26 protein-coding genes are annotated in these 25,576 nt (G+C 41.1%); 9 read left to right on the top strand and 17 right to left on the bottom strand.

Annotated features, from left to right (window positions below; genetic code table 11):
* Positions 1–22 precede the first annotated feature (22 nt).
* From AAEY97_RS18620 to AAEY97_RS18610, 3 genes are all read left to right on the top strand, one after another.
* Positions 23–235 (top strand): YgaP family membrane protein, encoded by a 213-nt coding sequence (locus tag AAEY97_RS18620; protein WP_101086581.1) that lies wholly within the window; start codon positions 23–25, stop codon positions 233–235.
* Positions 236–248: 13 nt separating this feature from the next.
* On the top strand, positions 249–626 hold the full coding sequence (locus AAEY97_RS18615) for a rhodanese-like domain-containing protein (RefSeq protein WP_443024174.1): 378 nt from the start codon (positions 249–251) through the stop codon (positions 624–626).
* 474 nt (positions 627–1,100) lie between these two features.
* Positions 1,101–3,545 (top strand): S8 family serine peptidase, encoded by a 2,445-nt coding sequence (locus tag AAEY97_RS18610; protein ID WP_351000697.1) that lies wholly within the window; start codon positions 1,101–1,103, stop codon positions 3,543–3,545.
* Between the two features lie 97 nt (positions 3,546–3,642).
* Here the strand turns inward: AAEY97_RS18610 and AAEY97_RS18605 are convergent, their stop codons facing one another.
* From AAEY97_RS18605 to AAEY97_RS18585, 5 genes are all read right to left on the bottom strand, one after another.
* On the bottom strand, positions 3,643–4,245 hold the full coding sequence (locus AAEY97_RS18605; protein WP_242445127.1) for a CBS domain-containing protein: 603 nt from the start codon (positions 4,243–4,245) through the stop codon (positions 3,643–3,645).
* Positions 4,246–4,479: 234 nt separating this feature from the next.
* Positions 4,480–5,016 carry a YaeQ family protein gene (locus AAEY97_RS18600; protein ID WP_101086577.1) on the bottom strand — a complete coding sequence of 179 codons (537 nt, stop codon included), beginning with the start codon at positions 5,014–5,016 and terminating at the stop codon, positions 4,480–4,482.
* Positions 5,017–5,094: 78 nt separating this feature from the next.
* Positions 5,095–6,006, bottom strand: a complete 912-nt coding sequence (locus tag AAEY97_RS18595; protein WP_351000692.1) for a precorrin-2 dehydrogenase/sirohydrochlorin ferrochelatase family protein — start codon at positions 6,004–6,006, stop codon at positions 5,095–5,097.
* Positions 6,007–6,014: 8 nt separating this feature from the next.
* A complete protein-coding gene (locus AAEY97_RS18590) occupies positions 6,015–6,374 on the bottom strand; it encodes a rhodanese-like domain-containing protein (protein WP_162023543.1) in 360 nt (119 codons plus the stop codon).
* Positions 6,375–6,759: 385 nt separating this feature from the next.
* Positions 6,760–7,080: a putative signal transducing protein gene (locus AAEY97_RS18585; protein ID WP_101086574.1), complete on the bottom strand. Its 321-nt coding sequence runs from the start codon at positions 7,078–7,080 to the stop codon at positions 6,760–6,762.
* 165 nt (positions 7,081–7,245) lie between these two features.
* Between AAEY97_RS18585 and AAEY97_RS18580 the strand changes: the two genes are divergently transcribed.
* Together AAEY97_RS18580 and AAEY97_RS18575 are read left to right on the top strand one after the other, a co-directional pair.
* On the top strand, positions 7,246–7,647 hold the full coding sequence (locus AAEY97_RS18580; RefSeq protein WP_335692865.1) for a DUF3224 domain-containing protein: 402 nt from the start codon (positions 7,246–7,248) through the stop codon (positions 7,645–7,647).
* 55 nt (positions 7,648–7,702) lie between these two features.
* Positions 7,703–7,858: a hypothetical protein gene (locus tag AAEY97_RS18575; protein WP_351000689.1), complete on the top strand. Its 156-nt coding sequence runs from the start codon at positions 7,703–7,705 to the stop codon at positions 7,856–7,858.
* A 56-nt stretch (positions 7,859–7,914) separates the two neighbouring features.
* On the opposite strand, the gene secF is transcribed toward AAEY97_RS18575, so the two are convergent.
* From secF to AAEY97_RS18545, 6 genes are all read right to left on the bottom strand, one after another.
* Positions 7,915–8,862 (bottom strand): protein translocase subunit SecF, encoded by a 948-nt coding sequence (gene secF / locus AAEY97_RS18570; protein WP_101086571.1) that lies wholly within the window; start codon positions 8,860–8,862, stop codon positions 7,915–7,917.
* A 14-nt stretch (positions 8,863–8,876) separates the two neighbouring features.
* On the bottom strand, positions 8,877–10,727 hold the full coding sequence (gene secD / locus AAEY97_RS18565) for a protein translocase subunit SecD (RefSeq protein ID WP_101086570.1): 1,851 nt from the start codon (positions 10,725–10,727) through the stop codon (positions 8,877–8,879).
* An 18-nt stretch (positions 10,728–10,745) separates the two neighbouring features.
* Complete coding sequence (gene yajC / locus AAEY97_RS18560; RefSeq protein ID WP_011638150.1) at positions 10,746–11,078, bottom strand: preprotein translocase subunit YajC; 333 nt, start codon at positions 11,076–11,078, stop codon at positions 10,746–10,748.
* Between the two features lie 25 nt (positions 11,079–11,103).
* Positions 11,104–12,228 (bottom strand): tRNA guanosine(34) transglycosylase Tgt, encoded by a 1,125-nt coding sequence (tgt, locus tag AAEY97_RS18555; protein ID WP_011638151.1) that lies wholly within the window; start codon positions 12,226–12,228, stop codon positions 11,104–11,106.
* 142 nt (positions 12,229–12,370) lie between these two features.
* On the bottom strand, positions 12,371–13,411 hold the full coding sequence (gene queA / locus AAEY97_RS18550; RefSeq protein WP_351000685.1) for a tRNA preQ1(34) S-adenosylmethionine ribosyltransferase-isomerase QueA: 1,041 nt from the start codon (positions 13,409–13,411) through the stop codon (positions 12,371–12,373).
* Positions 13,412–13,479: 68 nt separating this feature from the next.
* The gene (locus AAEY97_RS18545) at positions 13,480–13,668 is read right to left on the bottom strand and encodes a hypothetical protein (protein WP_351000682.1); all 189 of its coding nucleotides are present in this window, start codon (positions 13,666–13,668) and stop codon (positions 13,480–13,482) included.
* Positions 13,669–13,862: 194 nt separating this feature from the next.
* Between AAEY97_RS18545 and AAEY97_RS18540 the strand changes: the two genes are divergently transcribed.
* The 3 genes from AAEY97_RS18540 (at position 13,863) to AAEY97_RS18530 (ending at position 15,875) form a co-directional block, all read left to right on the top strand.
* The gene (locus AAEY97_RS18540) at positions 13,863–14,459 is read left to right on the top strand and encodes an acyl carrier protein phosphodiesterase (protein ID WP_011638153.1); all 597 of its coding nucleotides are present in this window, start codon (positions 13,863–13,865) and stop codon (positions 14,457–14,459) included.
* 29 nt (positions 14,460–14,488) lie between these two features.
* Positions 14,489–15,070: a protein disulfide oxidoreductase gene (locus AAEY97_RS18535; protein ID WP_162023548.1), complete on the top strand. Its 582-nt coding sequence runs from the start codon at positions 14,489–14,491 to the stop codon at positions 15,068–15,070.
* Positions 15,071–15,221: 151 nt separating this feature from the next.
* Positions 15,222–15,875 carry a pseudouridine synthase gene (locus AAEY97_RS18530; protein ID WP_351000678.1) on the top strand — a complete coding sequence of 218 codons (654 nt, stop codon included), beginning with the start codon at positions 15,222–15,224 and terminating at the stop codon, positions 15,873–15,875.
* A 287-nt stretch (positions 15,876–16,162) separates the two neighbouring features.
* Here AAEY97_RS18530 and sstT read toward each other — a convergent pair whose 3' ends face one another.
* The 6 genes from sstT to AAEY97_RS18500 all read right to left on the bottom strand — a co-directional run bounded on the left by sstT (position 16,163) and on the right by AAEY97_RS18500 (position 23,236).
* Positions 16,163–17,395 (bottom strand): serine/threonine transporter SstT, encoded by a 1,233-nt coding sequence (gene sstT / locus AAEY97_RS18525; protein ID WP_192116315.1) that lies wholly within the window; start codon positions 17,393–17,395, stop codon positions 16,163–16,165.
* Positions 17,396–17,895: 500 nt separating this feature from the next.
* Positions 17,896–18,801 carry a chemotaxis protein CheV gene (locus AAEY97_RS18520; protein WP_174839683.1) on the bottom strand — a complete coding sequence of 302 codons (906 nt, stop codon included), beginning with the start codon at positions 18,799–18,801 and terminating at the stop codon, positions 17,896–17,898.
* A 493-nt stretch (positions 18,802–19,294) separates the two neighbouring features.
* Positions 19,295–19,774 carry a dual specificity protein phosphatase family protein gene (locus tag AAEY97_RS18515; RefSeq protein ID WP_101086564.1) on the bottom strand — a complete coding sequence of 160 codons (480 nt, stop codon included), beginning with the start codon at positions 19,772–19,774 and terminating at the stop codon, positions 19,295–19,297.
* 11 nt (positions 19,775–19,785) lie between these two features.
* Entirely contained in the window at positions 19,786–21,072 is a 1,287-nt protein-coding gene (locus tag AAEY97_RS18510; protein ID WP_192116314.1) for a DEAD/DEAH box helicase, read from the bottom strand.
* Between the two features lie 72 nt (positions 21,073–21,144).
* Positions 21,145–21,696, bottom strand: a complete 552-nt coding sequence (locus tag AAEY97_RS18505; protein WP_162023551.1) for a methylated-DNA--[protein]-cysteine S-methyltransferase — start codon at positions 21,694–21,696, stop codon at positions 21,145–21,147.
* 4 nt (positions 21,697–21,700) lie between these two features.
* Positions 21,701–23,236 carry a DNA-3-methyladenine glycosylase 2 family protein gene (locus AAEY97_RS18500; protein ID WP_351000673.1) on the bottom strand — a complete coding sequence of 512 codons (1,536 nt, stop codon included), beginning with the start codon at positions 23,234–23,236 and terminating at the stop codon, positions 21,701–21,703.
* 223 nt (positions 23,237–23,459) lie between these two features.
* Here AAEY97_RS18500 and AAEY97_RS18495 point away from each other — a divergent pair, with 223 nt between their 5' ends.
* Positions 23,460–25,289: an ABC transporter ATP-binding protein gene (locus AAEY97_RS18495; protein WP_192116312.1), complete on the top strand. Its 1,830-nt coding sequence runs from the start codon at positions 23,460–23,462 to the stop codon at positions 25,287–25,289.
* The last annotated feature ends 287 nt before the right edge of the window (positions 25,290–25,576 follow it).

Genomic DNA, 25,576 nt, shown 5'->3' with positions numbered 1-25,576 from the left:
ATCGCCCAATAAGGAGCTAAACATGTCATTAGAACGAAATATTATGGCCTTTGCCGGCTTTATGGTTTTATTATCTCTTGTGTTAACCGCAACGGTTAGCCCACATTTTGTCTGGCTTACAGTATTTGTCGGCGCTAATCTATTTCAGAGTGCTTTTACAGGCTTTTGTCCTGCTGCGATGATAATGAAAAAGTTCGGCGTCAAAACTGCAGCTGAAATAGCCTTAAATAAATAACAAGGAAATTATCGTGCTTAAAAAATCTATGCTGCTGTCTATTCAATCTATCTTAGCGATGTTGGTCTTATTAGCGGCATCGCTTATGCCTACTTGGGCTGCAGAGCAAGAGCCTAGCGTTGCTTGGGAAAAAATAGACCGCGGTGTAACGTTAATTGATGTGCGCACTGCTGAAGAGTTTGCTGCTGGACATATTGACGGTGCGATTAATATTCCATTTGAGATTATCGTCCCAGAGTTGGCAAAGCTCAATATCGATACAGACGCCGAAGTGGTTCTTTACTGCCGCAGCGGCAACCGTAGTGGTATTGCACAGGAATCATTAGTTAAACAGGGTTACACCAATACCTATAATGCGGGTGGTTTTGATAGCTTAATATCAGCACGATAACCTCACTAACAATCTAAAGTCACAAATTTACAACTGTGGTTTTATTAAGCAAATACAATAGTTTATCGTATTGATACTCTCTTCATCTCAATACGATAAACCTTACTGCTTTCACTCCTTATATTTTTCATGTAAAAAAATCTTTACACTTAATATTAGATAATTATTTATTAGCATAAAACGGATCCGTTTATGCACTTTCTAGTTAAGCGCTTTCATAAAGTTAACTCCATTAACGCTCGAAAGATAACATTCTATCAACTCGAGCTCTAAGTGAATGTTAAGTCGTTTTTGATGAATAAAAACTCAAATAAATCCGTTCTATAACACCAGTTACTTGACAACAAACATTAACAACTTGTTTACACCAGGCAAAAATGTGGTTACCTTTTAGACAGATAGGCAAAATAGCTTATCTGTAAAACATAATTATAAAAGACATTACGTCCCACCCTGATTAACATGGAAGATAATATGAAAAAGCATAAAAACCCAACGGTCGTGCTTAGCATGACAGCACTCGCTTTGGCTATTTCAACTCAAGTAAACGCAGCACCAACCCCGTCACAACTCTCTGCAACTAATCAACAGATTGAACAACAATCACCTTTACCTAAACGATATATCGTCAAGTTCAGAAATGATAATGCTGCTCAGACTCTTAATGGCAATGCCGCTGTGCAAAATGTGAATGTTGAAGCCGACAACAGCATGGATTACGAGCCTCGTTCTAACGAAGTATTTACCCAGTTTAGAGCTTTGAACAGCGTAAAGGCACGAGAAATGAAGCGTGTAGGTCGTAGTAATAGCTACTCAGTTAAACTCGATTCTCCCTCTCTTAAAGCATTACGTTTGCGTCAAGATGTTGAATACGTGGAAGAGGATTTACCCCGTAGACTGCTTGCGGAGACAACACCTTGGGGACAAACCTTTGTTGGTGCGACCGTGTTAAGCGACAGCCAAGCAGGTAATCGTACTATCTGTATTATTGATTCTGGTTATGACCGTAGCCACAATGATTTAAGTGGTAACAATGCAACCGGGACCAATAACTCAGGTACAGGTAACTGGTATCAACCAGGTAATAATAATGCCCATGGTACTCACGTAGCTGGTACCATTGCCGCAATAGCGAACAATGAAGGTGTGGTCGGGGTTATGCCTAACCAGAATGCCAATATTCATGTTGTAAAAGTGTTTAACGAAGCCGGATGGGGCTACTCATCGTCTTTAGTCGCTGCTATTGATACCTGTGTTACTTCAGGTGGTGCAAACGTAGTCACAATGAGTTTAGGTGGCAGTGGTTCAACCACAACTGAGCGTAATGCATTAAATGCTCATTATAACAATGGGGTGTTATTAATTGCAGCGGCAGGTAATGCTGGCGACAGTAGTTATAGCTACCCAGCATCTTATGATAGCGTAATGTCTGTTGCAGCGGTTGACAGCAATCTTGATCATGCCGCTTTTTCACAATATACAGACCAAGTTGAAATTTCAGGTCCTGGCGAAGCAATTCTATCAACGGTTACCGTTGGCGAAGGTCGTTTAGCCGATATAACTATTGGCGGTCAGTCATACTTTAACAATGGTGTAGTGCCGCACAACCGTTTAACCCCGTCAGGTACTAGCTACACTTCGGCACCAATTAACGCAAGTGCAACAGGAACCTTAGCGGAATGTACTGTAAATGGAACCAGTTTTAATTGCGGTAGCATGACCAATAAAATCTGTCTTGTTGAGCGTGTAGGCAACCAGGGCTCAAGTTACCCTGAAATAAACTCGGTTAAAGCCTGTAAAACAGCCGGTGCCAAAGGTGTCATTGTTTACAGTAACACTGCACTACCAGGGTTACAAAATCCTTTCCTAGTGGACGCTAATAGTGAAGTTCTGATTCCGTCGATGTCTGTTGATCGGGCTACGGGGCTTGCACTTAAAGCCAAGTTGGGTCAGTCAGCCACTGTGAGTAATCAAGGCAATCGAGATTATGAATATTACAATGGCACCTCAATGGCAACACCGCATGTGTCAGGCGTAGCAACATTAGTGTGGAGTTACCACCCAGAGTGTAGCGCCAGCCAAGTGCGTGCGGCATTAAATGCCACAGCAGATGACTTGAGCGTTGCCGGTCGTGATAACCAAACTGGTTACGGGATGGTTAATGCAACAGCAGCAAAGGCTTACCTAGACGAATCATGTAATGGTCCAACCGAACCAGGTACAGGCTCTGGTGACAGCGTACTTGAAAAAGGCGTGGTAAAAACAGGCTTAGCTGGCGCTAAAAACGATGAATTATATTTCTCGTTAGACGTTCCTGCAGGCGCGACAGACTTAAGCTTCACTATGAGTGGTGGCACTGGCGATGCTGACTTATATGTGCAGTATGGTGCATCACCTACCAGCAGCAGTTACGACTGTCGTCCATGGAAAGGTGGTAATGCAGAGTCTTGCCCAATTACGACGCCTCAATCTGGTACTTATTATGTAATGCTACAAGGTTATAGTGCATTTAGTGGTGTAAGTTTAGTGGCTAACTACACCGCAGGTAGCACTGGTGGCAGCAACACAGGCGGTCCAGCAAGCTACAACAATACCGGAAATTATACGATTCCAGACAACAACACTAGTGGTATCACTAGCCCTATTACTGTTAGCCGCACTGGCGATTCAGGAACGGTATCAGTGTCTATTGGAATTATTCATACTTATATTGGTGATTTAAAAATCCAGTTAGTTAGCCCAACAGGCCAAACGGTTGTACTGCATAACAACACTGGTGGTGGTACCGATAATCTAACCCAGACTTACACCGCTAATATGGCAGGTGTCGAATCAAGTGGTGTATGGACATTAAAAGCAGTTGATAATGCGAGACAAGATACTGGATATATTGATACTTGGAGCTTAAGCTTCCAGTAATATTATTTCGTTGATTACAAAAATAGCCACATTATGTGGCTATTTTTATTTCTGATGGATTAACTTTTTAACAGTTAGCAGACTAATAATTAAAAGTCTAATAGTGAGGTTGTGTTGTTTGCAACACGGCAGGCTGCTGAATATTGGCAATCACTTCAAATATAGATGCAAATGAGTTTGGTGTACTCACATCGACAGCAAGCTTTAATCGACGAGCAATATCATTAGCAGATAGCACACCACGAATAGCATGATTAGATCGGTCAACCACTAAACAATGTTGCTGTCCTGCTGACTGTAATGTCTCAATAACATCACCAATACGAGCATAACTTAAATCTTCAAAATCAATCGCTTTCAGATCTTCTTTAGGGATCATAAAATCTGCAACACTTAAATGCTCACGCTGATGACCAGCTGCAACACGTTTTAATATTTCTTGATTATGTAAAGACTCAAAGCTGATTAGGCCAATAAACTTATCTTTATCATCTATGACTAATTTAAGACGTACATGCGACTTCTGCATTAAGTGCTCGACCTTAACCGCCGACGTGCTCGATTCTATCACCATAGGCGTCACTTTCTTAAAATCAGTAAACACATTTAACGCTGAAGATAGTACTGAGATATCTTCATGGGCTTCTGGTGAAGTTAATTCATCAATTTTTTCTACTGGGTATAGGGCTAATTTCTTCACAATAACATCCTTAATCAACAACCATCGCGAAACGTGAAACATCATATTTATTAATGATTTATAATTTATTGTGATGTTCACTGCATGATTTGATTATCTGCCTGTGATTTTATTAGTACAAGACCCATTTGATTAAATTTAATTAATTTTTGATAAATTAAGGTTAAATTCACTTTACTGTGATCGTAAGTATGATAGCAAAATGTGATAGCAACCCAAATAACGTAAATACCACTACTTTAACGTTTCAGGCTCTATTAACACGCTATTATTTGCATCCGACAACCACACTTGCCCTTCGCTAAGACTAACTTGTAACGCCATATTTCGATTAACAAATACATCCATTTGTTTCACCGCATCTTCTGGAAAATTAATCACAGTTAAATTATCGTAGCGAGCAAACGCTTGCTGGTTCTGCTGCCACCAAATAGGCACACTTCGGCCACCATAAGTATAAAGAATAACGTGTTTTGACCGACCACAGGCTTTTCTAAGCCATTTCTCATCAGCTTGACCAAACTCAACCCAAAGATCGATTTCACCACTCAGATTTTTATCCCAAAGTTCAGCTTCATCATCAACACATAACCCTTTACTAAACACTAAAGTTTCGGATGCATTAATGGCAAATGCCAGTAAACGCACCATCATGCGCGTATCGGTTTCGGACGGATGTTGGGCTAAGGTAAACTGATGATCGGCATAATAATGACGGTCCATATCTGCAATCTGCAGCGAGACTTTAAAAACGGTAGCTTTAGCAGCCATAAAAGGTTCCAACAAGTATAAAAAAACCGAGTCTACTACAAAGTAGACTCGGCATAATAGGACATCGTACTTATCCGGTTAAATAGCGCCAGGGCGTAGATGTTTAGCCATTGGAAAATGCGCACTTAACTGGGCGACTTTTGCAACAGAAGACACTATCAACATACGAGATCCATGTTCATATTGATGAGTGATATCACTTAACAATGGCACCGCTTCTCTGCTTGCGTCTCGCCTTAATAATTCATTAATCTCACTATCAAGCGCACTATCACTGTAAACCACGTCTAATGTCTGTAATAGCGGCATTGCTGCAATAGGGAGTAAATGTGCCGGCGTATCCTCGGTTAACAAAAGAATCTCACCTTTAACACTAAAGTCTTCAAAAGACTCAAGGTAACGTTGTTCTGTTAATGCATCGAATTTATCTTGGTTAGTGGTAAAAAAACGTTCCCAAAATAAACGTCTATCTTTGCCTGCTAATAATTTATGTTGTACTTCCTCGCGCTTGCTGGCAACAAAATCAAATAAAGGCGCTAATGATGACGGTAGCATAGTTTCGAGGCGTGAACGGATGGTTCGAGCGAAAACAGGTGCGGCACCAGCTGTACTTATCGCAACCACTAACCGGCCTCTATCCACTATCGAAGGCGTAATAAATCGACAAAATTTAGGATTATCGACCACATTCACCCAAATCCTCCGCTCTGTGGCCAACTGCGCAAAATCCATATTCAATTGCTCATCGGCAGTAGCAAGGTAAATGATATCCACATTGGCAATATCATCAGCACATACTTCACGACGAGACAGCTGGATCCGCCCCTGCGTATAATAGTTTTCAATATCATTGGCAACCGTCGGCGCTATGACATGAATATGAGCATCCGTACGAGACAACAAATCGAGTTTACGTGTGGCAACTTCACCAGCACCAACCAATAAGACTTTCAAACCTTGAGTATCGACAAACAAAGGGAAATATTGCATTAATCTACTCAGTCTTCAACGATAGGGAATTGATGTTGTATCCAAGCACGGTAGCCACCAACCATTGAGGCGACTTGCGTATAACCCATAAGTTGTAAATTATAGGCAGATAATGCTGCACGCTGGCCTGCGCCACAATAAAGTAATATTGGAGTATTTTTATCCGGAAAACGATGCTCTATATCACGTTCAATAATGCCACGACTGAGGTGTTTTGCATTAGGTAAATGCCCTTGTAACCATTCGTTATCTTCTCGCACATCAATTAATTGCCATTGATCTTGTTGTTGATATTGCTCAATGGTTAACAAGCTAACATGTGGCATAACAGAATCGACCAAACTGGCGAATGCTGGAGAGGGTTGCATAGCGTTTCCTTAAGTTAGTTAAATCACTCATTTGTGACAAATTAGCACTACATACGTCATAAACCTAAAAGTAGTTTAATCATTAGAGTCTATTGGATTTTTGAAAGCAATTTTGCTGCAGTTAGTGGCAATTTACTATAACGAGGAGTTTATGATGGTGTCATTTACATAAATAAGCGCTAATTGCGCCAAAATAAGCCACATATGCAATCCTAGTGGCTCAACTAAACGGGCGCATATTTATAAACTAGGCTCTTTATTACTAAACGTAAATTGACTTAGACACTTTTCGTCTAATATTTACGTCGCGATTAAACCCCGTTTATGTTGAATAATATGTGGTCATGAAAGATGGCTTTCAGCGTTAAAAAACCATCATACGGGTTTATTCGTTATGCATTTCACTTCTTTGCGAACTACATTGCCAACACAATTCAAAACTGCCTTCGTTTATTTCATGGCATTGGACACATTGCCATTGAGGCTGTTCAATATCGAGTGAATCGAGTAAGGTTTGCGCAGTGACAAGTTGATTATCTGCTACCCATAATTCTACCGTTTGCATTTCAATCGGTAGACCGCCTACACCACCAATGAGTGCTTCACCTTTAAGATCAACTTCAATTCCACTGGTTTCCAGTAGCCCTTTCCATGTGTGAGCCTGCAGTAAATTACCACCGGCTAATAATACTTTTCGTTGTTCCATGCGTTATCCTACTGCATTGCTCTTGCTGGCAAATTTGTTTCATCCTACTGCCTCTACCAAAATCTGTCGAGTGTTGTTTATAAATTGGACATTTGTCATAGACAATGATTATGTTAACTTTATATGAACTCTTCGCATTTAATAACATCATAAGCAGGGCTCTACATGACAAAAATAGTCTTAAAAGGTGTATTTCAAATCACCGCTTGGAATGAATCGGCATATGCTGAACACGGCAATAACAGCAAACAAACCATTGCCGAAATTACCCAAACGTATTCTGGTGATATCAATGGTTCAGCTCAAATTCGCTATGTAATGTCATATCAAAATGGGGAGGCTGCGGTATTTGTTGGAATGGAGCACTTAACCATAAACACGCCAGAAATATCCGGCACCATAGTGTTACAACATAATGGGGTATTCTCGCAAGGTGTTGCACAAAGCCAATTCAATGTAATAGCTGACTCGGGTACCGATAACTTGCATCAATTTATCGGCCACGGTGAGTTTACCTCAACCGAAAACGGCCAAGCAGATTACCTCATCACTTTGCATCATGACTAAAATAACCATTTCTCGTTTAGAGACTAATATCGGTACATTTAGAGTATCTGGGAAGATGATGGTAACTTCACTGATGTTTATCAGTGTTGATATACTCGGCAGTGATGGGTGGGAAGCGCTGATGATCGACCCACAAACCCAATGGCACAAAACTTTGATGGCTGCCTGTGAAGTGCATTTAGCAGAACAACAGAACATAACTAAGGCATAAAAAGAAACCCCAGCAAGCTGGGGTTTCTTTTTAGCGATTAAGATTAATAATACTTATTAAGGCATCATTGAAGGCTGATCAGCACCTTCTTTCTCAATCTCTACCGGTAACATGTGCTCACGGTTGATACCCAATTTAATGGCTAAATAACTTGCCACGTAAATCGATGAGTATGTACCAACAAAAATACCGAGTAGCAATGCAGTCGCAAAACCATGGATCATTGTGCCGCCTTTTAAAAACAGCGCAATAACGGTAATTAATGTAGTACCTGTAGTAATAACAGTACGACTCATGGTCTGAGTGATTGAGGTATTCACAATCTCTACAGGGGTGCCTTTACGCATTTTAAGGAAGTTTTCACGGATACGGTCATACACTACGATGGTATCGTTAAGTGAGTAACCTACAACTGTTAATAAACCTGCCAATACGGTCAAGTCAAACTCAAGCTGTAATACCGAAAATACCCCTAAGGTCACAATAACGTCATGGGCTAGCGCCGCTACAGAACCTGCAGCTAAACGCCATTCAAAACGAAATGATACATAGATAAGAATACAGATTAAAGCAACAATAACGGCTAAGCCCCCCTGCTCCGCTAATTCCTTACCTACTTGTGGCCCAACAAACTCAACACGCTTTTGAATCACGCCTGAATCAATTGACTGCGCAGCAGTTAATACTGCTGCAACCTGGACATCACTTTTTAACTCATTTCTTACCGGTAAACGCACCAATATATCGCGGCTTGAACCAAAGTTCTGTACTACCGCACCTTCAGCTTCAGCTGTGGTCATGGTCGCACGTAAAGCATTCAAGTCAACAGGTGCTGAAAACTCCATTTCAACAACCGTACCGCCGGTAAAGTCTAAGCCCCAGTTAATGCCTTGTACGCCTAGCGATACAAAAGAAGCAATAACTAAGATCAACGACATTACACTAATAGGAAGTGCATGACGAAGGAAGTCGACTGTTTTCTTTACTGAAAATATTTGCAACATATTCAACTTCTCCCTTAGATAGACAATGACTTAACGCGCTTACCACCCCAAACCGCATTCACGATTGAGCGTGTGCCAACGATGGCTGTAAACATCGAAGTCGCGATACCTATCATTAAGGTAACAGCAAAGCCTTTAACCGCACCGGTACCGACAGCAAACAAGATTAACGCTGTCATAAAGGTGGTGATGTTAGCATCTGCAATGGTTGAAAAAGCATTACCATAACCTTCATGGATAGCTTGTTGTACGCTGCGACCGCCAAGAAGTTCTTCACGGATACGTTCAAAAATAAGTACGTTACCGTCAACCGCCATGCCCACTGTTAATACCATGCCCGCAATACCTGGCAAGGTTAATACCGCACCCGGGATCATAGACATCACACCAACAACCATAATTAAGTTTGCCATCAATGCAAGGTTGGCAATAAAACCAAATGCACGGTAGTAAACCATCATAAATACAAGAACAACAACCATGCCCCAAATCATCGCTTGAACACCGTTTTGGATGTTTTCAGCACCTAAGCTTGGGCCAATAGTTCTTTCTTCCACAATGGTCACTGGCGCGATCAACGCTCCTGCACGTAATAATAACGCTAGGCTTTGTGCTTCAGTATGCTCAAGACCGGTAATGACAAAATTACGACCTAAACGAGCCTGAATCGTCGCAACTGAAATAACCTCTTCAATACGAGTCATTTTCACTGTGCCATCAGGATTACGTGTACCACTGTCTTTATATTCAATAAACAATGTTGCCATTGGTTTACCGATATTATCTTTGGTGACGTTAGAGAAAATCGAGCCGCCTTTCGCGTCAAGATTAATCGCTACCTGTGGACGGCTGTATTCATCAAAAGTAGGTTGTGCACCAGTGATATGATCACCCGTTAGCATCACTTCTTTTTTCAATACGGCAATCCCGCCTTCACGGCGTTGGTACACTTCTGCACCTGCTGGAACACGACCATTTGCAGCTGCACTTACGTCGGCTTTATCGTCAACCATACGAAATTCAATCGATGCCGTAGCACCTAAAATTTCTTTTGCACGAGCTGTGTCTTGTACACCAGGCAGTTCAACAATAATGCGCTCAGCGCCTTGACGTTGTACTACAGGCTCAGCAACACCCAACTCGTTAACACGGTTACGAATAGTGGTAATGTTTTGCTGTAATGCTTCTTCCTTAATTTGCTTAAGGTAAGCATCACTCATGGTAGCAAGAAGCATAAACTCATTACCGCTACTCGCGTCGGTATAGGTCATGTCATTGCTGCGAGTTTTTAAATAAGTCTCAGCTTGGTCAACAGTTTCAGCATCTCGAAACTTAATCGCAATTCCTTTAGGGGTTTTACGAATACCAGCATAACGAATTTTTTCTTCACGAAGCTGGCTACGGAAATCAGCTATCTTAGCTTCTTCCATTTTACGAATAGCTTCGCCCATATCCACTTCCATTAAGAAGTGAACACCACCACGTAAATCTAAACCTAATTTCATCGGCGACCCACCAACAGCTTCAAGCCATTCAGGGGTTGCCGGAGCTAAGTTTAACGCAACGGTATATTTCTGACCAAGCAGCTCAGCGATAGCTTCTTTAGCCACCAACTGCTGCTCAGGATTTTGCACTCGGACCAATAACTGACCATTTTCAAGCTCGGCACGCTTTACGGCAATACCCTGACTATCTAATAAATCAACCACAGCCGTTTGTGTCGATGCAGTCACTTCTGCGCCGCGAGTTGCGACAATCTGCACTGCATGATCTTCACCAAACAAATTTGGTATTGCATAAAAACTACCAATGGCGATGACAAGCATCACCATGATGTTTTTCCACATTGGGTATTTATTTAACACACCATAGCCCTCTTGGCTTTATAACGACTGGATAGAACCTTTAGGCAATACCGCTGCGATGTAATCCTTTTTAATCGTGATTTGGTTGTTATCATTAATCGCTAATAACACATAATCACTTTCTTCACCGATTTTGGTCACTTTACCGAGAATGCCACCACTGGTTAACACTTCATCACCTTTTGAAATCGACGCCATTAGGTTTTTGTGCTCTTTTACACGCTTTGACTGTGGACGGAAAATCATGAAGTAAAAGATTAATCCAAACATGACTAGCATGAAAATTAACTGCATGGTTTCGCCACCGGCTACACCACTGATTGGGCTTGCATATGCATTTGAAATAAACATAGTTCTCTCTTCTTATTAGCTAAAATTAAACGATTAACTCAGGTACTTCACGACCAAAACTGGTATAGAACTCCTTAACAAAGGCGTCTAATGTACCTGTCTCAATTGCGCCGCGCAAACCTTCCATCAACATTTGGTAATAACGTAAATTATGGATGGTGTTTAAACGCGCACCTAGAATTTCATTACAACGATCTAAATGGTATAAATAAGCACGTGAATAGTTTTTACAAGTGTAACAATCACACTTAGGATCTAATGTTGCGGTGTCATCACGGTGACGTGCATTACGAATTTTAATCACACCTTCACTGGTAAATAAATGGCCATTACGGGCATTACGTGTTGGCATTACACAGTCAAACATATCCACACCACGACGAACACCTTCGACTAAATCTTCAGGTTTGCCTACGCCCATTAAATAGCGCGGCTTGTCTGCAGGAATTTGCGGACAAACATGCTCTAAAATACGGTGCATGTCTGCTTTAGGCTCGCCAACAGCTAAACCACCTACGGCATAACCATCAAAACCTATGTCTAAAAGACCCTTTACACTCTCGTCACGTAAATCTTCAAATACGCCACCTTGAATAATGCCAAACAAAGAGTTGGGGTTTTCTAAACGGTCAAACTCATCACGTGAGCGCTTAGCCCAACGCAGTGACATTTGCATCGACTTACGTGCTTCGTCATGTGTCGCAGGATACGGTGTACATTCATCAAAAATCATCACCACGTCAGATCCTAAAGAATCCTGAATTTGCATTGATTTTTCTGGGTCTAAGAAAATCTTTTCACCATTGATCGGTGAACGGAAATGCACACCCTCTTCAGTAATTTTACGAATGTCACCTAAACTAAACACTTGGAATCCACCCGAGTCCGTTAGAATAGGACGTTGCCAATTCATAAAATCGTGCAAATCACCGTGTTTACGCATGATTTCTTCGCCAGGACGTAACCATAAATGGAAGGTGTTGCCCAATAAAATGTCGGCACCAGTAGCGCGCACTTCTTCAGGCGTCATACCTTTTACCGTACCGTAAGTTCCAACAGGCATAAATGCTGGTGTTTCTACAGTGCCACGATCAAAAATAAGACGTCCGCGACGTGCACGACCATCAGTTGTATCTAATTCAAATTTCATAAATCACCTTGCCAGATAAACAGTCTGACTCGTTTAGTTTCTATAGTAATGAGGGCAAATTTTAATGCTTCAAGGTTACTGACACATTAAATCAAAAAAACGCCCACTATTGTGGGCGAGTATTTTAAATCAAATTCATTGCCTACGGGGCTTTTTTCGTCACAAACATCGCATCGCCATAGCTAAAAAAGCGATATTTTTGCGTAATCGCATGTTGATAAGCCTTCATGACCGCTTCATAACCTGCAAAAGCACTCAACAGCATAATTAATGTTGATTCTGGTAAATGAAAATTAGTGACCATGGCATCAACAACTCTAAATTGAAAACCTGGGTAAATAAAGATATCGGTATCACCACTAAAGGCTTCAAGCGGACGTTCTCCACTCGCGCGCGCTGCGCTTTCTAATGAACGCACTGAGGTTGTGCCGACGGCAACAACACGATTTCCAGCCGCTTTAGTAAGCGCAATTAGGTCAACAACCTCTTGTGGCACATTAGCCCATTCTGAATGCATCTTGTGCTCAAGCACATTATCTACTCGCACTGGTTGGAATGTACCCGCACCCACATGCAAAGTCACAAAGGCAATATTGACCCCTTTGGCTTTTAAATCGGCTAGCATGGCATCATCAAAGTGTAAGCCTGCTGTAGGTGCAGCTACTGCGCCTGGCGTTTGGTTATACACTGTTTGATAACGTTCTTTATCAGCATCTTCATCTGGACGATCAATGTAAGGAGGCAGTGGCATATGGCCAACGTCTTCAAGGACTTCTAATATAGTTTTATCAGACAGTAACTCAAGCTCAAACAAAGCATCGTGACGAACCAACATTTTCATTTGGTAGCCGCCGTCTAAGTCGATAATCGTATCCACTTTAGGCGATTTTGAACTGCGAACATGGGCTAGAATACGTTTATCGTCGAGCATACGTTCAACGAGAATCTCAAGCTTACCGCCAGTCGACTTTTGACCAAATAAACGCGCAGGTATGACTCGGGTGTTATTAAACACCATCAAGTCTCCAGGATTGATCAGATTGAATAAATCAGTAAACTTTTTGTCGGCAAGCTCACCGTTTTCGCCACTTAATGTGAGTAAACGCGAAGCATTGCGTTGTGCTGTCGGATAGCGAGCAATCAGCTCATCAGGTAGGTCGAATGAAAAATCTGCAACACGCATAGTATGATCTCAACAGTAAAAACGGCCGCTAGTCTATGGCGACTGCGGGTTAAGATCAAGTTTGGTGATTATTTTGTCGGCTTTTGTTCTATCGACTCGGTGTCGATATCGTCCAATTCAATAGTATCTGACTTGGCAGAGTCAAAGGTTTGGTCCGCTTTATATGAATGTTCTTCATAACGCATGTCGATGTGTACTTTATTTCTTTTTGGTGCAGCTGGCTTACCCAATAACTTTTTAATCCAGTCTTTCATCATCCTTGATCCCTAAATTAACCCTATAACCTTTAAAAAGCAGTTACATATACGCATCACAATGATACGAAGCTCAATACTCCATGACATTTATCTATAAAACGTTATGATTAACACCACTCACTTGCCACTTTGTAACGCTTTGTTACAAACGGCTTGTATCATACTGTAAAATAATAAAATTAGAAGTACAATTTATGAACTTTTTAGCTCACTTACATTTAGCCGACATCAGCGATACTCACCTAGTAGCTAATTTGTCGGGTGATTTCGCGAAAGGTAACATAGAGCAACATCCAAAACATCTGCAACAAGGGATATGGCTTCATCGACAAATAGACCAAATTACTGATAGTCATGAAATTATTATCGACCTGCTCAAGCTGTTTCCTAAAACCTCACGTCGTGTTGCACCGATATTAGTAGACTTAGTATTTGATCATTACTTAGCATTTTATTGGGAAGAGTATCATCATCAGCCATTAGATGAATTTTGCCAAAAAGCATACCACCAGCTTAGTACTACACTTGAACTACCTCCGACGTTACAGGCCATTGCGCCACAAATTATCCAGCAAGATTGGCTTAGTAGTTACCAAACAAGGCAAGGATTAGATCAAGCGATTAAAGGCGTCAGTCGTCGTTTATCAAAACCAGAACTTTTTGACCATGCCATTAAAGATATCGATAAGATTTATATTGATATCGAGATTGCATTTAGAACCTTTTATCCACAGTTAATGGCCTATAGCAGGCTTTATAGTCGTAAGACTCCTGCAGCATATTTACCTTAGTACAGGGTATTTATAGGAATTAATGTCGTATGCCGTCATGGTTACTTAATCTAAAATACACACTCAAAACCAAACGGTTTTGGCTAACGAGTCTACGCGATATAATCGTTATTGCGGTGGTGTTGTTCGCTATCGCGAGTTATCTACAGCGAGATATGCGAACAGGCATAGCGATGCCAATTAACGCATATACTATCGCCAATAAACCAATATCATTATTTACTTCAGCATCAATTGACGCCCAGCAGCATATCAGAGAGAACAGTACCCAAAATAAACCCACCTTGGTCTATTTTTGGGGCACTTGGTGTCCGGTGTGTAAAGTGACCTCTCCTATGGTGAACTCGGTTAATCTTAATCCAGATTATCAGGTTGTTTCCATTGCAGTAGCTTCAGGTTCTGACGACGACATCAGCACCTTTATGCAACATCATCATTATCATTTTGATGTCATCAATCAGCATCAAACAATGTTATTAAGCCAACAATGGGGCGCCATGGCATTGCCTGCTATTTATATCGTTGATACTGAAAACAATATTCGCTTTGTTACCTCTGGCGTAACAAGCAGTTGGGGAATGTCATTACGGTTATGGTTAGCGACCTGGTAAAGCCGCCATAACCAAACAGCATTATTCAGTCGAATAATTGGTTTTTGGTTATCAGTAAAACTTTGTTAGTATCCGCAACATGAGTACTCGCGAGATTAACGTTTCGCCACATCAATACCTGAATCAGACACAATTAGAGAGACACTTTATAATGCACATCTTTACTTATCAACCACCCTCAATTCCGTGGTTGGACATACGCTATAAAGACCGTGACATTATCGTCATCAATAAGCCTTCAGGCCTATTATCAAATCCAGGGCGTTCACCTGACACACACGATACGGCCATAACCCGTTTGCAACGATGCTATCCTGAAGCGATTTTGATCCATCGTTTAGATTGTGATACTTCTGGGATCATGATTTTTGCTCGTACTAAAAAAGCGGAATCACATTTAAAAATTCAGTTTCAAAATCGCCAGGCCAAAAAAGTGTACATTGCTGAAGTGATTGGCCACGTGGGTGAACAACAAGGTAAAGTGAACTTTGCCCTAGGACCTAATCCTGATTCACCACCATTCCAAATGCTTACAGATTCAGGCAAAGCTGCGTTAACCTACTTCCAGGTACTTGAACATAGGACGCAGTCAACGCTGATGGAACTTAAACCTCATACTGGCCGCACTCATCAGCTTAGGGTTCATATGTTGGCACTTGGCCATGCCATTTTAGGCGATGAATTCTATGGTGATGAATTAACAATTAATGCCAGTAAACGGTTAAACCTGCATGCTCAATCACTTACTATTACCCATCCTTATAGTCAAATCGAGATGACGTTTTTTAGTCAGCATCCATTTTAATATCTTAACCAAAGCTTGGGATAAGAGATGAGAATGTAGTCAGAAGGATTAAAAGCTTAGCGATTAATCACTATCAATATTATTATTTGTCTTAGTAACAAGACGAATCGACGCGTCAATATCTAGCCTATTGCAAGTCTTCTTGTGTAAAGAATAACGCAGGTATCAAGACAAGGAACTGTTTGAGAGGCGTTAATTATCTTCACATCAGGTTACCTTGGCCATTCAAACAAAAAAATGCCGACGCTATCGCGTCGGCATTTATCAATAAGGACTTTTTCACGATATTAACGCGCTTGAGCTGTCTCTTTCGCTTCAGCAGCTTCACATGCTGCAGCAGTAAAGATCACATCTGTAGAGCTATTTAATGCAGTTTCAGCTGAGTCTTGAATCACACCAATAATAAAACCAACAGCCACAACTTGCATAGCAACATCATTAGAAATGCCAAACAAACTACACGCTAATGGGATTAATAATAGTGAACCACCGGCAACACCTGAAGCACCACAAGCAGAAACGGACGCTATCACGCTCAATAACAGAGCTGTCATAAAGTCCACTTGAATACCCAAAGTATGAGCTGCTGCTAATGTTAATACCGTAATGGTAATCGCAGCACCGCCCATATTAATGGTGGCACCTAATGGAATAGACACAGAATAGGTGTCTTTATGCAATTTTAGCTCTTCACACAATGCCATGTTGACCGGAATATTGGCCGCACTTGAACGGGTGAAAAAGGCTGTTACACCACTTTCACGTAAACATTTAAATACTAATGGATATGGGTTACGTTTAATTTTGACATAAACGATAATAGGGTTAATCACCAAAGCAATGAATAACATGGATCCCACAAGTACCATCAATAATTGGCCGTAACCCGCAAGAGCGTCGAAACCTGTTTCAGCAAATGTAGCCGCAACTAAACCAAAAATACCAATTGGTGCTAAACGAATTACAAAGCGGACTATATTTGACACCGCATCACTGACATCAGAGAGCATTTGCTTAGTACTGTCACTGGCATGATGCATGGTTATCCCAAGACCTGCCCCCCACACCAAAATACCGATGTAATTGCCCGTTAATAATGCGTTCACCGGATTATCAACAATTTTGAACAATAAGGTATTGATTACTTCGCTAATCCCCTGAGGAGGATTTGAGCCCTCTATCCCGGCAGTAAGTAGTAAAGTCGTTGGAAAAGCAAAACTGAATAATACTGCTGTTAATGCCGCTGCAAACGTTCCGAAAAGATATAGCCCAATGATAGGACGCATATTGGTTTGACTATTTTTCTTTTGATTGGCAATCGATGATGCAACCAAAACAAAAACCAGTATTGGCGCAATGGCTTTTAAAGCACCCACAAAAAGTGAGCCCAAAAAAGCCACATTATTGGCACCTGTGGTTGAAATACTTGCCAGAATCACGCCCAAAATGATTCCGCTGATGATTTGTAGCACGAGGCTACCGTTAGCGATACGAGCTAACAGTGATGTTTTTTGATTCATTGCTTAACCTATGATTATTATATTTATGACTTTTTATGATCAAGGTTTTGCTTATCTTTAGAAAAGGAAACATCATAATACTCGTCGTATCCACGTATTCATCACCTTGCAACTTACAGCGATATAATACTTAGGTTACGATACTCATGACATCTCGATAATATCAATGCTATTACTGAAAACACCCTACTCTCTTACTCATTGAGGGAGATTAACTCACCACACTCAATTAGCACACTTCAATCAATCCGTTTTCAGGGATAGCACTCCCTCATTAAAGTTAAGCATTACCTTGTGCCCAGCGAATATACTGAACACTATAAAAGCCTTGTAGCTATATATCAGGATGCCATGTAATAAGTCTAGTGTTGATACCAAATGAGTAAAAAAATTCAATCATCGGTCATAAAGAAAGCACTAATTTGACGGTTACAGGTTACTTGCTGTTAAATTGTTAACCATGTTACAGGCTGAAAATACCAAAAATAAAACAATGACAATCATCCAGCAGGCTGCAATGCTTGAGCACCTCTAAGCATCGCTTCAATCAACTCTTTAGCATCAAACTTAGTTAACGCCTCATTGGCTCCGACTTGTTTGGCTTGGCTGACACTGATTTCGCTGGATAATGACGTATGTAAAATAATGTACGCATGTTCAATTGCTGGATTATTTTTAACCTCAAAGGCTAATTCGTATCCATCAAGTCCTGGCATTTCAATATCACTCACCAGTAAATCAATAGGCTTTCGTTCTTCCGCGGCTTGTTGCATCATCTGCAGAGCGTCGCGACCATCTGCCGTCACCTGATAAGCAATGTTAATAGAGTCTAATGCATCAGATAATTGTTTACGGGCAACTTTTGAGTCATCCACCAGTAAAATACGTAACGGTGTTAATTTCTCACGTTGTACATCGGTTAATATCGCTCGATTATTAATCGGATCATCCGGAAATATTTTCGACAGTAATAACTCGACATCTAATAACTGAACGAGCTGATCATTAAAACGGGTTACACCTGTTAAAAAGGCATTTTTGCCTAAGTTACCTGAAGGTGCTTCGATATTACGCCAATTACATTCAATGATTTTATCGATTGAGCGCACAAGAAAACCTATCACCATTCGCTGACAATCAGTAATGATGATATAGCTATCTTTAAGCTCTGCTTCGGTAACGGGTCTATAGCCAATACCTGCAGCCATATCGATAATCGGAATAGTCATACCCCGAATGGTTGCTGCACCAAGAATAGCCGAGTGAGAGTGTGGGATTTTAGTTAAAGGAGTAAACGGCACGAGTTCACGAATTTTTAAAGTACCTAAAGCAAACACTTGTGTTTGATTTAATTTAAAAAGCAATAAACCCTGCGATTGATTCGCTTTGCTCATTTTCGGACTCATCATTACCCCTTCATCTGAAGACTGAAATCTACTTCACTATAGCATTTATCGTCAGTCTTTAGACTAGCTTAAGTGGCCTATTTTATCTGCAAAGATCATTACAAATCACAAAATTAGCTATTCATCCGATAATAGCCAACTCGATAAATCATTACGATACAATTACGGTTCTATAAATAATGAGTATTTGAGGCGGAGACTTTGGTTGATAACCAGAAATAGCAAACTACATTAGTACTATTTCCGCAACAAGTTGTCGATATGTCGTGCAAAAAAGTTCAACGATTGAATTGTTGTGAACCTTCTTATGTAATTTATCAAAGCCGGGAAAAAACTTAATCGGCTATATACACATATAAGCTAGAACAAAGTGCAAGTTAGCACCGAATATTGCCTAATAAAAACAACAAAGGGAAACAACGATAATTAAATCAGCCACTGATTTAATTATCGTTGTTTCCCTCATTATTATGATGCTTTAAATTGACATTAATCAGTTCGAAGCAGATTGCAGCTCGTAAAGCACATCATAAACAAATTGATCCCACCCCTCAGCATCGAACGCTAAGCCACTGGCATTACGAACTTGACTAACCGCATGCAAAGGCGCTGCACCGTTCTCCATCATATAATAAGCCATCACCATTTCTGTACGATTGATCCCAGAGCGACAATGGAGTAACACTGGTAACTGATCAGTTTCACATTCACGAATAAATGTTAATACCTGGGGGAGTATTTCAGCACAAATAGCTAAATCATGCGGCTTAGGTGGAATATTATCAGGTAAATTAAATACTTTATGACGAAGACCTAATTCAGCCATAGCGTCGATATCGCAACCTTCACCATTATTTAAGGATGCAATTGCACCGAAACCGGCTTGCTTTAACTCAGCTAAGTCCCACGCATCTTTGTTTGGACCGCTACGGCCTGCAACTTGTCCATCAACTAACCAAAAAATATGTTTCATATTACCTACTACTAATCTGGTTTTTTAGCCCAAATATCAACATTAACTGAGGACAACTTTTTACGTTTTTTCTTACCGCTACCTTCTGGCTTCGCCATTGGCTTAGGTTGTTCCAGTACGCTTTCAGGCACTACATCATCAGCCTCAAATCCGTTAACTTGTTCACGTTCAAGGCGAATTTGATTCTTTTTCTCGATAACAGAGAAGTGATGATACTCATCATGCGACATCAAGGTCAACGCTAAACCGACCTCTCCCGCACGTCCGCTGCGACCAATTCGATGCATATAATCTGCTGGACTGCGCGGTAAGTCAAAATTTATTACCACTGGTAATTTTTCAATATCAAGGCCACGAGCAGCAATGTCAGTCGCTATGAGCACTTGAATATCTCCAGCCTTAAAACCTTCCAATACACGACTTCTCGCGCCTTGGGCTTTATCACCGTGAAACACCTCTGCAGTGATACCACGTTTAGCCAGTTTTTGAGCTAAATGATTGCAACTATTTTTGGCATTAACAAAAATCAATACTTGGCGCCATTGATGTTGTTGTAGCAAGTGCGCAAGTAATGCGGTCTTTTTTTCACGATTAACCGTCATTACCCGTTGTACTAATGTACTCGCTTCAGCGCTTTGTAATTGTATCTCAAGCGGATTAACGAGCAGCGCTTGCGTTAGTTGGCGTACTTCATCTGGAAAAGTAGCTGAAAACAATAACGTTTGTTTTTGCTTAGGAAGTAAATTGAGTACTTGAGTCAATTCTTCAGTAAAACCAAGGCTTAACATTCGGTCAGCTTCATCAAGTACTAACGTTGTCACTTGGGACAACTTTAGTGCATTTGACGATACTAAATCGAGTAAACGACCTGGCGTCGCGACCACCACATCGGCACCACCACGCAATGCTAACATCTGAGTATTAACAGATACACCGCCAAATGCAGCAACCACTTTAATGTCGCCATTTAAATGAACCGCATAGGATTTAAAGCTGTCGGCAACTTGCTTAGCGAGTTCTCGCGTTGGAACCAAGACTAACGCACTGACAAAATTACCTTTGGCAGATGTTGTTGCCCGACGACTCACCAATTGATGTAAAATCGGCAATGCAAAAGCCGCTGTTTTACCTGAGCCGGTATTGGCACCTGCCAGTAAGTCTTTACCGGTTAGTGTGCTAGGAATGGTTTCTGCTTGGATTGGTGTAGGCTGCAGGTATTTAAGCTCAGCTAATCTGGCCAACAATGGAGTATGCAGGCCAAATTCAGCGAAAGTCGTAGCTAAAGAAGCTTGGGTCATGTATCAAATGCGCTCAAAATAATGGATATCAATCGCACATTTTAACGTACTTTGGCACAGCAGTCAGATAAATTAGTTAATTTCTTCAATCCCTTCTAAGTCTAGTAGCCACTGCTTCATATCGAGCCCATAAGCATAACCGGTTAACTTACCGCCTTTGCCTATCACCCGATGACAAGGAACGATAATGGCTATTGGGTTTGCACCATTTGCAGCCCCGACCGCTCTGACAGCTTTAGGTCGCCCAATAGTATTAGCGATATCACTGTAACTGCAGCGGTGGCCGAATGTTAATTGACTCAGAGCATGCCAAACCTCATGTTGAAACACGGTACCTTTAGGCGCTAGTGGAACACTGAAATGCTGCCTTTGATTAGCGAAGTACTCTGTTAATTGAATGACGGTTGTATCAATGTGTTGTTGGGCTTGTATCAATAAATCTTGAGTAGTCTCAGTATTGCTTTGTTGGAGTATAAACTGAGTTTGAATCTCTACGAGCAAGCTCGTTTGGGCAAGATCTTCAACCTGTAGATGGGTTAATCCATACTCAGATGCTTTAAGCGAGAGTAAACCAACAGGACTTGTGACTAAAGCATGACACTTCGGCGAAGTAAAATGGGTCATAATATTATCCGTTTTTTGCAGCGACAGGATCATTATCCCAAAGCTGGAAGGTTAAGTAACTGCCCCAAGGTGATGCTTGTTTTGCAATGTCGGCAGCAATGCTTAAGTACGATTTAGGGTTTTCAATGGGCTTACCCGATTGCTCATATAACGCATGAAGACGATTTTTGATGACTAAATCAGAACTCAAAAACACATCAGGATCACTCAAACCTCGCATATTTGCATAAGCAACAGTCCATGGGCCGATACCTTTTACGGACAACCAATCGTCAGGTGTTGAGTCAGCATGCTGATGTACAAATTGCCCCAAGGCATTTAATGCTAATTTTCGAGCACCTGGCATGTTAAGTTCATCTAATGAAGCGCTAGCAATAGCTTGTGCCGTCGGAAATAACCGCCAAGCCTTACCATCGATGAACAGTGTTTCACCATAAGATTCAACCAATAAATTTAATAGTTTAGTGGCTTGCACCACACTCACTTGTTGCCCTAATACGGCACGGCAAGCGGCCTCAAATACACTACCTGCCGCGGGAATACGCAAACCACTATCAATTTTGGCGCCTAATTCTATAATAGGAGATAATGCCTGCTGGATTACCGCCATGTCAGCATCTAAATCAAACATACGCCGTAATTGCAGAGTAATATAATGCAAGGATTTAATATCATTGGCATCGGCTAAGTAAATACTCACATCAAGTTGAGGTTTATCGGCATTCAGTAAAATGTAAAAAAAGCCTTCTACACCATTAAATGAGAAGGTTCGGCCATAACGTCCCGAAATATCATCAATGACCTCCATATTATCAACTTGACGAAAGGCATAAAAAGCCAACATCTTCGCCCAATTTAGGGGTGGCCGATAAGATAGTGCTAATGTTATTGGTTTAATGTTAATACTCACTTGGTTTTTTTTATAAGGATGAGTTTCATCAGTTGAACGTCGGCTCTTTCGGCGTAAATCACTCGGTGTTAATAGTAGTTCTTGTTTAAAAATTTCATTAAAGCGCCTGATGCTATTAAAACCAGCGGCCATGGCGATGTCTGTCATTGATAATTGAGTTTGGTGTAATAGCTGCTTAGCAAACATCAACTGCTGATATAACGCAAAACGTTTAGGTGAAGTCCCCAAACCTTGGTTAAAGAGTTTATTTAAATATCGACTGGTAATACCTAATTTATTAGCCAACTTGACGATCGTTCCTGCATCTTCACCATTTAAAAAGCCTTGTTCGATTAACGTGATAGCACGCATTAACGTTGTTTGAGTACCTAACCACGCAAATGAACTTGGCGCACTATCTGGCCGGCATCGCAGACAAGGCCTAAGTCCGACATTAGCCGCTTTTATCGCAGAATCAAAATAACGGACATTTTTTTCATAGGGCGCAGGAGCGGGACAAATTGTTCGGCAAAAAATACCAGTAGTGAGAACTCCGGTAAAAAATTGGCCATCAAAGCGAGCATCACGACTAAGCCTTGCTTGCTGGCAGATCTGTGCTGCAATACTACAATCACTGTTAATCTGGACCATTAGTCTATTTAGCCTCTATCATCTTCAAGATGTTCAATCGTAAAACTGAACTATTTATTCTGCACTGCGTATTTAAGGGATTACTTTACCGAAATACAACAACCACGACTAGCGGAAAACGGAACCCAATCGTTTCGTATATGGTAACAATTTAACCCATTACATTTGGCCTTTTTGCGTTATCCTAGTCAGCAGAATTTTCACCATTAAGTTAGAGCATTAGATGTTTAAATTTTTTGAATCATTGACCCAAGCTTTACCACAAGAAGAACCGACTCAGCCACCCAATACTTTGTACGCATTTTGTCGTCATTATACTCGCGGGTTTGGTTTGCCTTTAATTATCATGTCAGTACTGACAGCCATAATGGCAATGTTGGAAGTGTCATTGTTTGGTTTTATGGGGCAACTGGTAGATTGGTTAGTCACCAAAAATCCGCAAACATTGTGGCAAGATGAAAGCACAACGTTAATTACCATGTCAGTAATTGTCTTAGTCGTCATCCCACTGGTTGTCTGGTTGCATGCTTCTATCGTGCACCAAACGCTTTTGGGTAACTACCCCATGGCTATTCGTTGGCAAGCACATCGCTATTTACTCAAGCAGAGTATTTCATTTTATCAAGATGATTTTGCAGGACGAATCGCCACAAAGGTAATGCAAACTTCGCTTGCTGTACGTGAAACGGTCATGAAACTACTGGATGTACTGATGTACATTTTGGTGTATTTCACCTCGATGTTGGTCATGATTGCCACTGCTGACGTTCGTTTAATGTTACCCATGCTCGTTTGGTTAGCGGCTTACGTGTTGATTCAATGGAAACTCGTTCCAAAGCTGAAAGCAATATCGACAGAACAAGCCGATGCTCGTTCAACAATGACCGGCCGTATTGTCGATAGTTATACCAACATATCAACCGTAAAGCTGTTCTCGCATACGACTCAAGAAGCTGACTACGCCCAAGATAGTATGACGCGTTTCTTAAAAACCGTTTATGGCCAAATGCGTCTCGTAACGATCATTAATGTTTTAGTACAAATCATTAATTATATATTAGCGTTCACCATTGCGGCTGTATCTATTTGGTTATGGGCAGACAATGCGATTACGGTTGGTGCCATTGCGATTGCGGTGAGTTTAGCGTTACGCTTGAATGGAATGTCACAATGGATTATGTGGGAAATCAGTTCGCTATTTGAAAATATTGGTACCGTTACCGATGGTATGAATACCTTATCAAAACCCATTGCTATCCAAGATAAAATCGATGCAAAAGACATTGTTGTTGACCACGGTAAAATCGACTTCAATCAGGTTTGCTTTCATTATGGTGAAAAAACCGGCGTCATTGAGCAACTAAATCTGAATATTAAAGCGGGCGAGAAAGTCGGTCTTGTAGGACGTTCTGGTGCAGGAAAATCGACCTTAGTCAACTTATTGATGCGTTTTCATGATGTTGAAAAAGGCCAAATATTGATTGATGATCAACCTATAACGGATATAACCCAAGACTCATTACGGGCAAATATTGGTATGGTGACTCAGGATACGTCGTTATTACATCGTTCGATCCGTGAAAACATTCTGTACGGTGATCCACATGCCAGTGATGAAAAATTAATAGCGGCGATAACTCAAGCACAAGCTGCAGAGTTTATTGACAATTTAACGGATCCCTTTGGTAACAAAGGGCTTGATGCCCAAGTGGGTGAGCGCGGCGTTAAGCTGTCTGGTGGACAACGTCAACGGATCGCCATTGCAAGAGTATTACTTAAGAATGCGCCAATTCTATTGCTTGATGAAGCCACTTCAGCATTAGATTCTGAAGTCGAAGCAGCGATTCAAGAGTCGTTGTATGAATTGATGGAAGGTAAAACAGTGATTGCGATAGCACATCGACTTTCAACGATTGCAGCTATGGATAGACTCATTGTATTAGATAAAGGCTGTGTTGTTGAACAAGGTACTCATCAAGAACTGATTAATGCCAAAGGGATATACGCACAACTGTGGGCCCATCAAACTGGCGGATTTTTAGGGTTAGATTAATCGAAAGTTGAGTAATAAGCATTAGCCACTCAAATTTGAGTGGCTTTTTTATGCATAGGAATAAAAACAGGCACAAAAAACTGAGAGTAGCACATTAAATGGTTTGGAATGTTTGGATTGCTTGGATTGCTTGGATTGCTTGGATTGCTTGGATTGCTTGGATTGCTTGGTAAAACTTTGAGGCATATCAAGGGATAATACAGAAATAAAATATGGTGGTCGCTACTGGGCTCGAACCAGTGACCCCCTCCTTGTAAGGGAGGTGCTCTCCCAGCTGAGCTAAGCGA

Origin of the sequence: Shewanella sp. TB7-MNA-CIBAN-0143 (genome assembly GCF_040310065.1) — a bacterium.
Taxonomy (GTDB): Bacteria; Pseudomonadota; Gammaproteobacteria; order Enterobacterales; family Shewanellaceae; genus Shewanella.
Note: the sequence above shows the minus strand (reverse complement) of the source record. Positions and strands in the feature narration are given on the sequence as shown.

What these genes read in the sequence shown, in the direction of transcription:
- AAEY97_RS18520 (WP_174839683.1), bottom strand. Translation starts at nt 18,801, where the DNA reads ATGAGTCCGAAAATGAGCAAAGCGAATCAATCGCAGGGTTTATTGCTT.
- sstT (WP_192116315.1), bottom strand. Translation starts at nt 17,395, where the DNA reads ATGAATCAAAAAACATCACTGTTAGCTCGTATCGCTAACGGTAGCCTC.
- tgt (WP_011638151.1), bottom strand. Translation starts at nt 12,228, where the DNA reads ATGAAATTTGAATTAGATACAACTGATGGTCGTGCACGTCGCGGACGT.
- AAEY97_RS18580 (WP_335692865.1), top strand. Translation starts at nt 7,246, where the DNA reads ATGACAAAAATAGTCTTAAAAGGTGTATTTCAAATCACCGCTTGGAAT.
- AAEY97_RS18590 (WP_162023543.1), bottom strand. Translation starts at nt 6,374, where the DNA reads ATGCAACCCTCTCCAGCATTCGCCAGTTTGGTCGATTCTGTTATGCCA.
- AAEY97_RS18535 (WP_162023548.1), top strand. Translation starts at nt 14,489, where the DNA reads ATGCCGTCATGGTTACTTAATCTAAAATACACACTCAAAACCAAACGG.
- AAEY97_RS18515 (WP_101086564.1), bottom strand. Translation starts at nt 19,774, where the DNA reads ATGAAACATATTTTTTGGTTAGTTGATGGACAAGTTGCAGGCCGTAGC.
- AAEY97_RS18600 (WP_101086577.1), bottom strand. Translation starts at nt 5,016, where the DNA reads ATGGCTGCTAAAGCTACCGTTTTTAAAGTCTCGCTGCAGATTGCAGAT.
- AAEY97_RS18540 (WP_011638153.1), top strand. Translation starts at nt 13,863, where the DNA reads ATGAACTTTTTAGCTCACTTACATTTAGCCGACATCAGCGATACTCAC.
- AAEY97_RS18505 (WP_162023551.1), bottom strand. Translation starts at nt 21,696, where the DNA reads ATGACCCATTTTACTTCGCCGAAGTGTCATGCTTTAGTCACAAGTCCT.
- AAEY97_RS18530 (WP_351000678.1), top strand. Translation starts at nt 15,222, where the DNA reads ATGCACATCTTTACTTATCAACCACCCTCAATTCCGTGGTTGGACATA.
- AAEY97_RS18545 (WP_351000682.1), bottom strand. Translation starts at nt 13,668, where the DNA reads ATGATGAAAGACTGGATTAAAAAGTTATTGGGTAAGCCAGCTGCACCA.
- AAEY97_RS18620 (WP_101086581.1), top strand. Translation starts at nt 23, where the DNA reads ATGTCATTAGAACGAAATATTATGGCCTTTGCCGGCTTTATGGTTTTA.
- AAEY97_RS18595 (WP_351000692.1), bottom strand. Translation starts at nt 6,006, where the DNA reads ATGCAATATTTCCCTTTGTTTGTCGATACTCAAGGTTTGAAAGTCTTA.
- AAEY97_RS18495 (WP_192116312.1), top strand. Translation starts at nt 23,460, where the DNA reads ATGTTTAAATTTTTTGAATCATTGACCCAAGCTTTACCACAAGAAGAA.
- AAEY97_RS18585 (WP_101086574.1), bottom strand. Translation starts at nt 7,080, where the DNA reads ATGGAACAACGAAAAGTATTATTAGCCGGTGGTAATTTACTGCAGGCT.
- yajC (WP_011638150.1), bottom strand. Translation starts at nt 11,078, where the DNA reads ATGTTTATTTCAAATGCATATGCAAGCCCAATCAGTGGTGTAGCCGGT.
- AAEY97_RS18610 (WP_351000697.1), top strand. Translation starts at nt 1,101, where the DNA reads ATGAAAAAGCATAAAAACCCAACGGTCGTGCTTAGCATGACAGCACTC.
- AAEY97_RS18500 (WP_351000673.1), bottom strand. Translation starts at nt 23,236, where the DNA reads ATGGTCCAGATTAACAGTGATTGTAGTATTGCAGCACAGATCTGCCAG.
- AAEY97_RS18510 (WP_192116314.1), bottom strand. Translation starts at nt 21,072, where the DNA reads ATGACCCAAGCTTCTTTAGCTACGACTTTCGCTGAATTTGGCCTGCAT.
- AAEY97_RS18575 (WP_351000689.1), top strand. Translation starts at nt 7,703, where the DNA reads ATGATGGTAACTTCACTGATGTTTATCAGTGTTGATATACTCGGCAGT.
- secF (WP_101086571.1), bottom strand. Translation starts at nt 8,862, where the DNA reads ATGTTGCAAATATTTTCAGTAAAGAAAACAGTCGACTTCCTTCGTCAT.
- queA (WP_351000685.1), bottom strand. Translation starts at nt 13,411, where the DNA reads ATGCGTGTTGCAGATTTTTCATTCGACCTACCTGATGAGCTGATTGCT.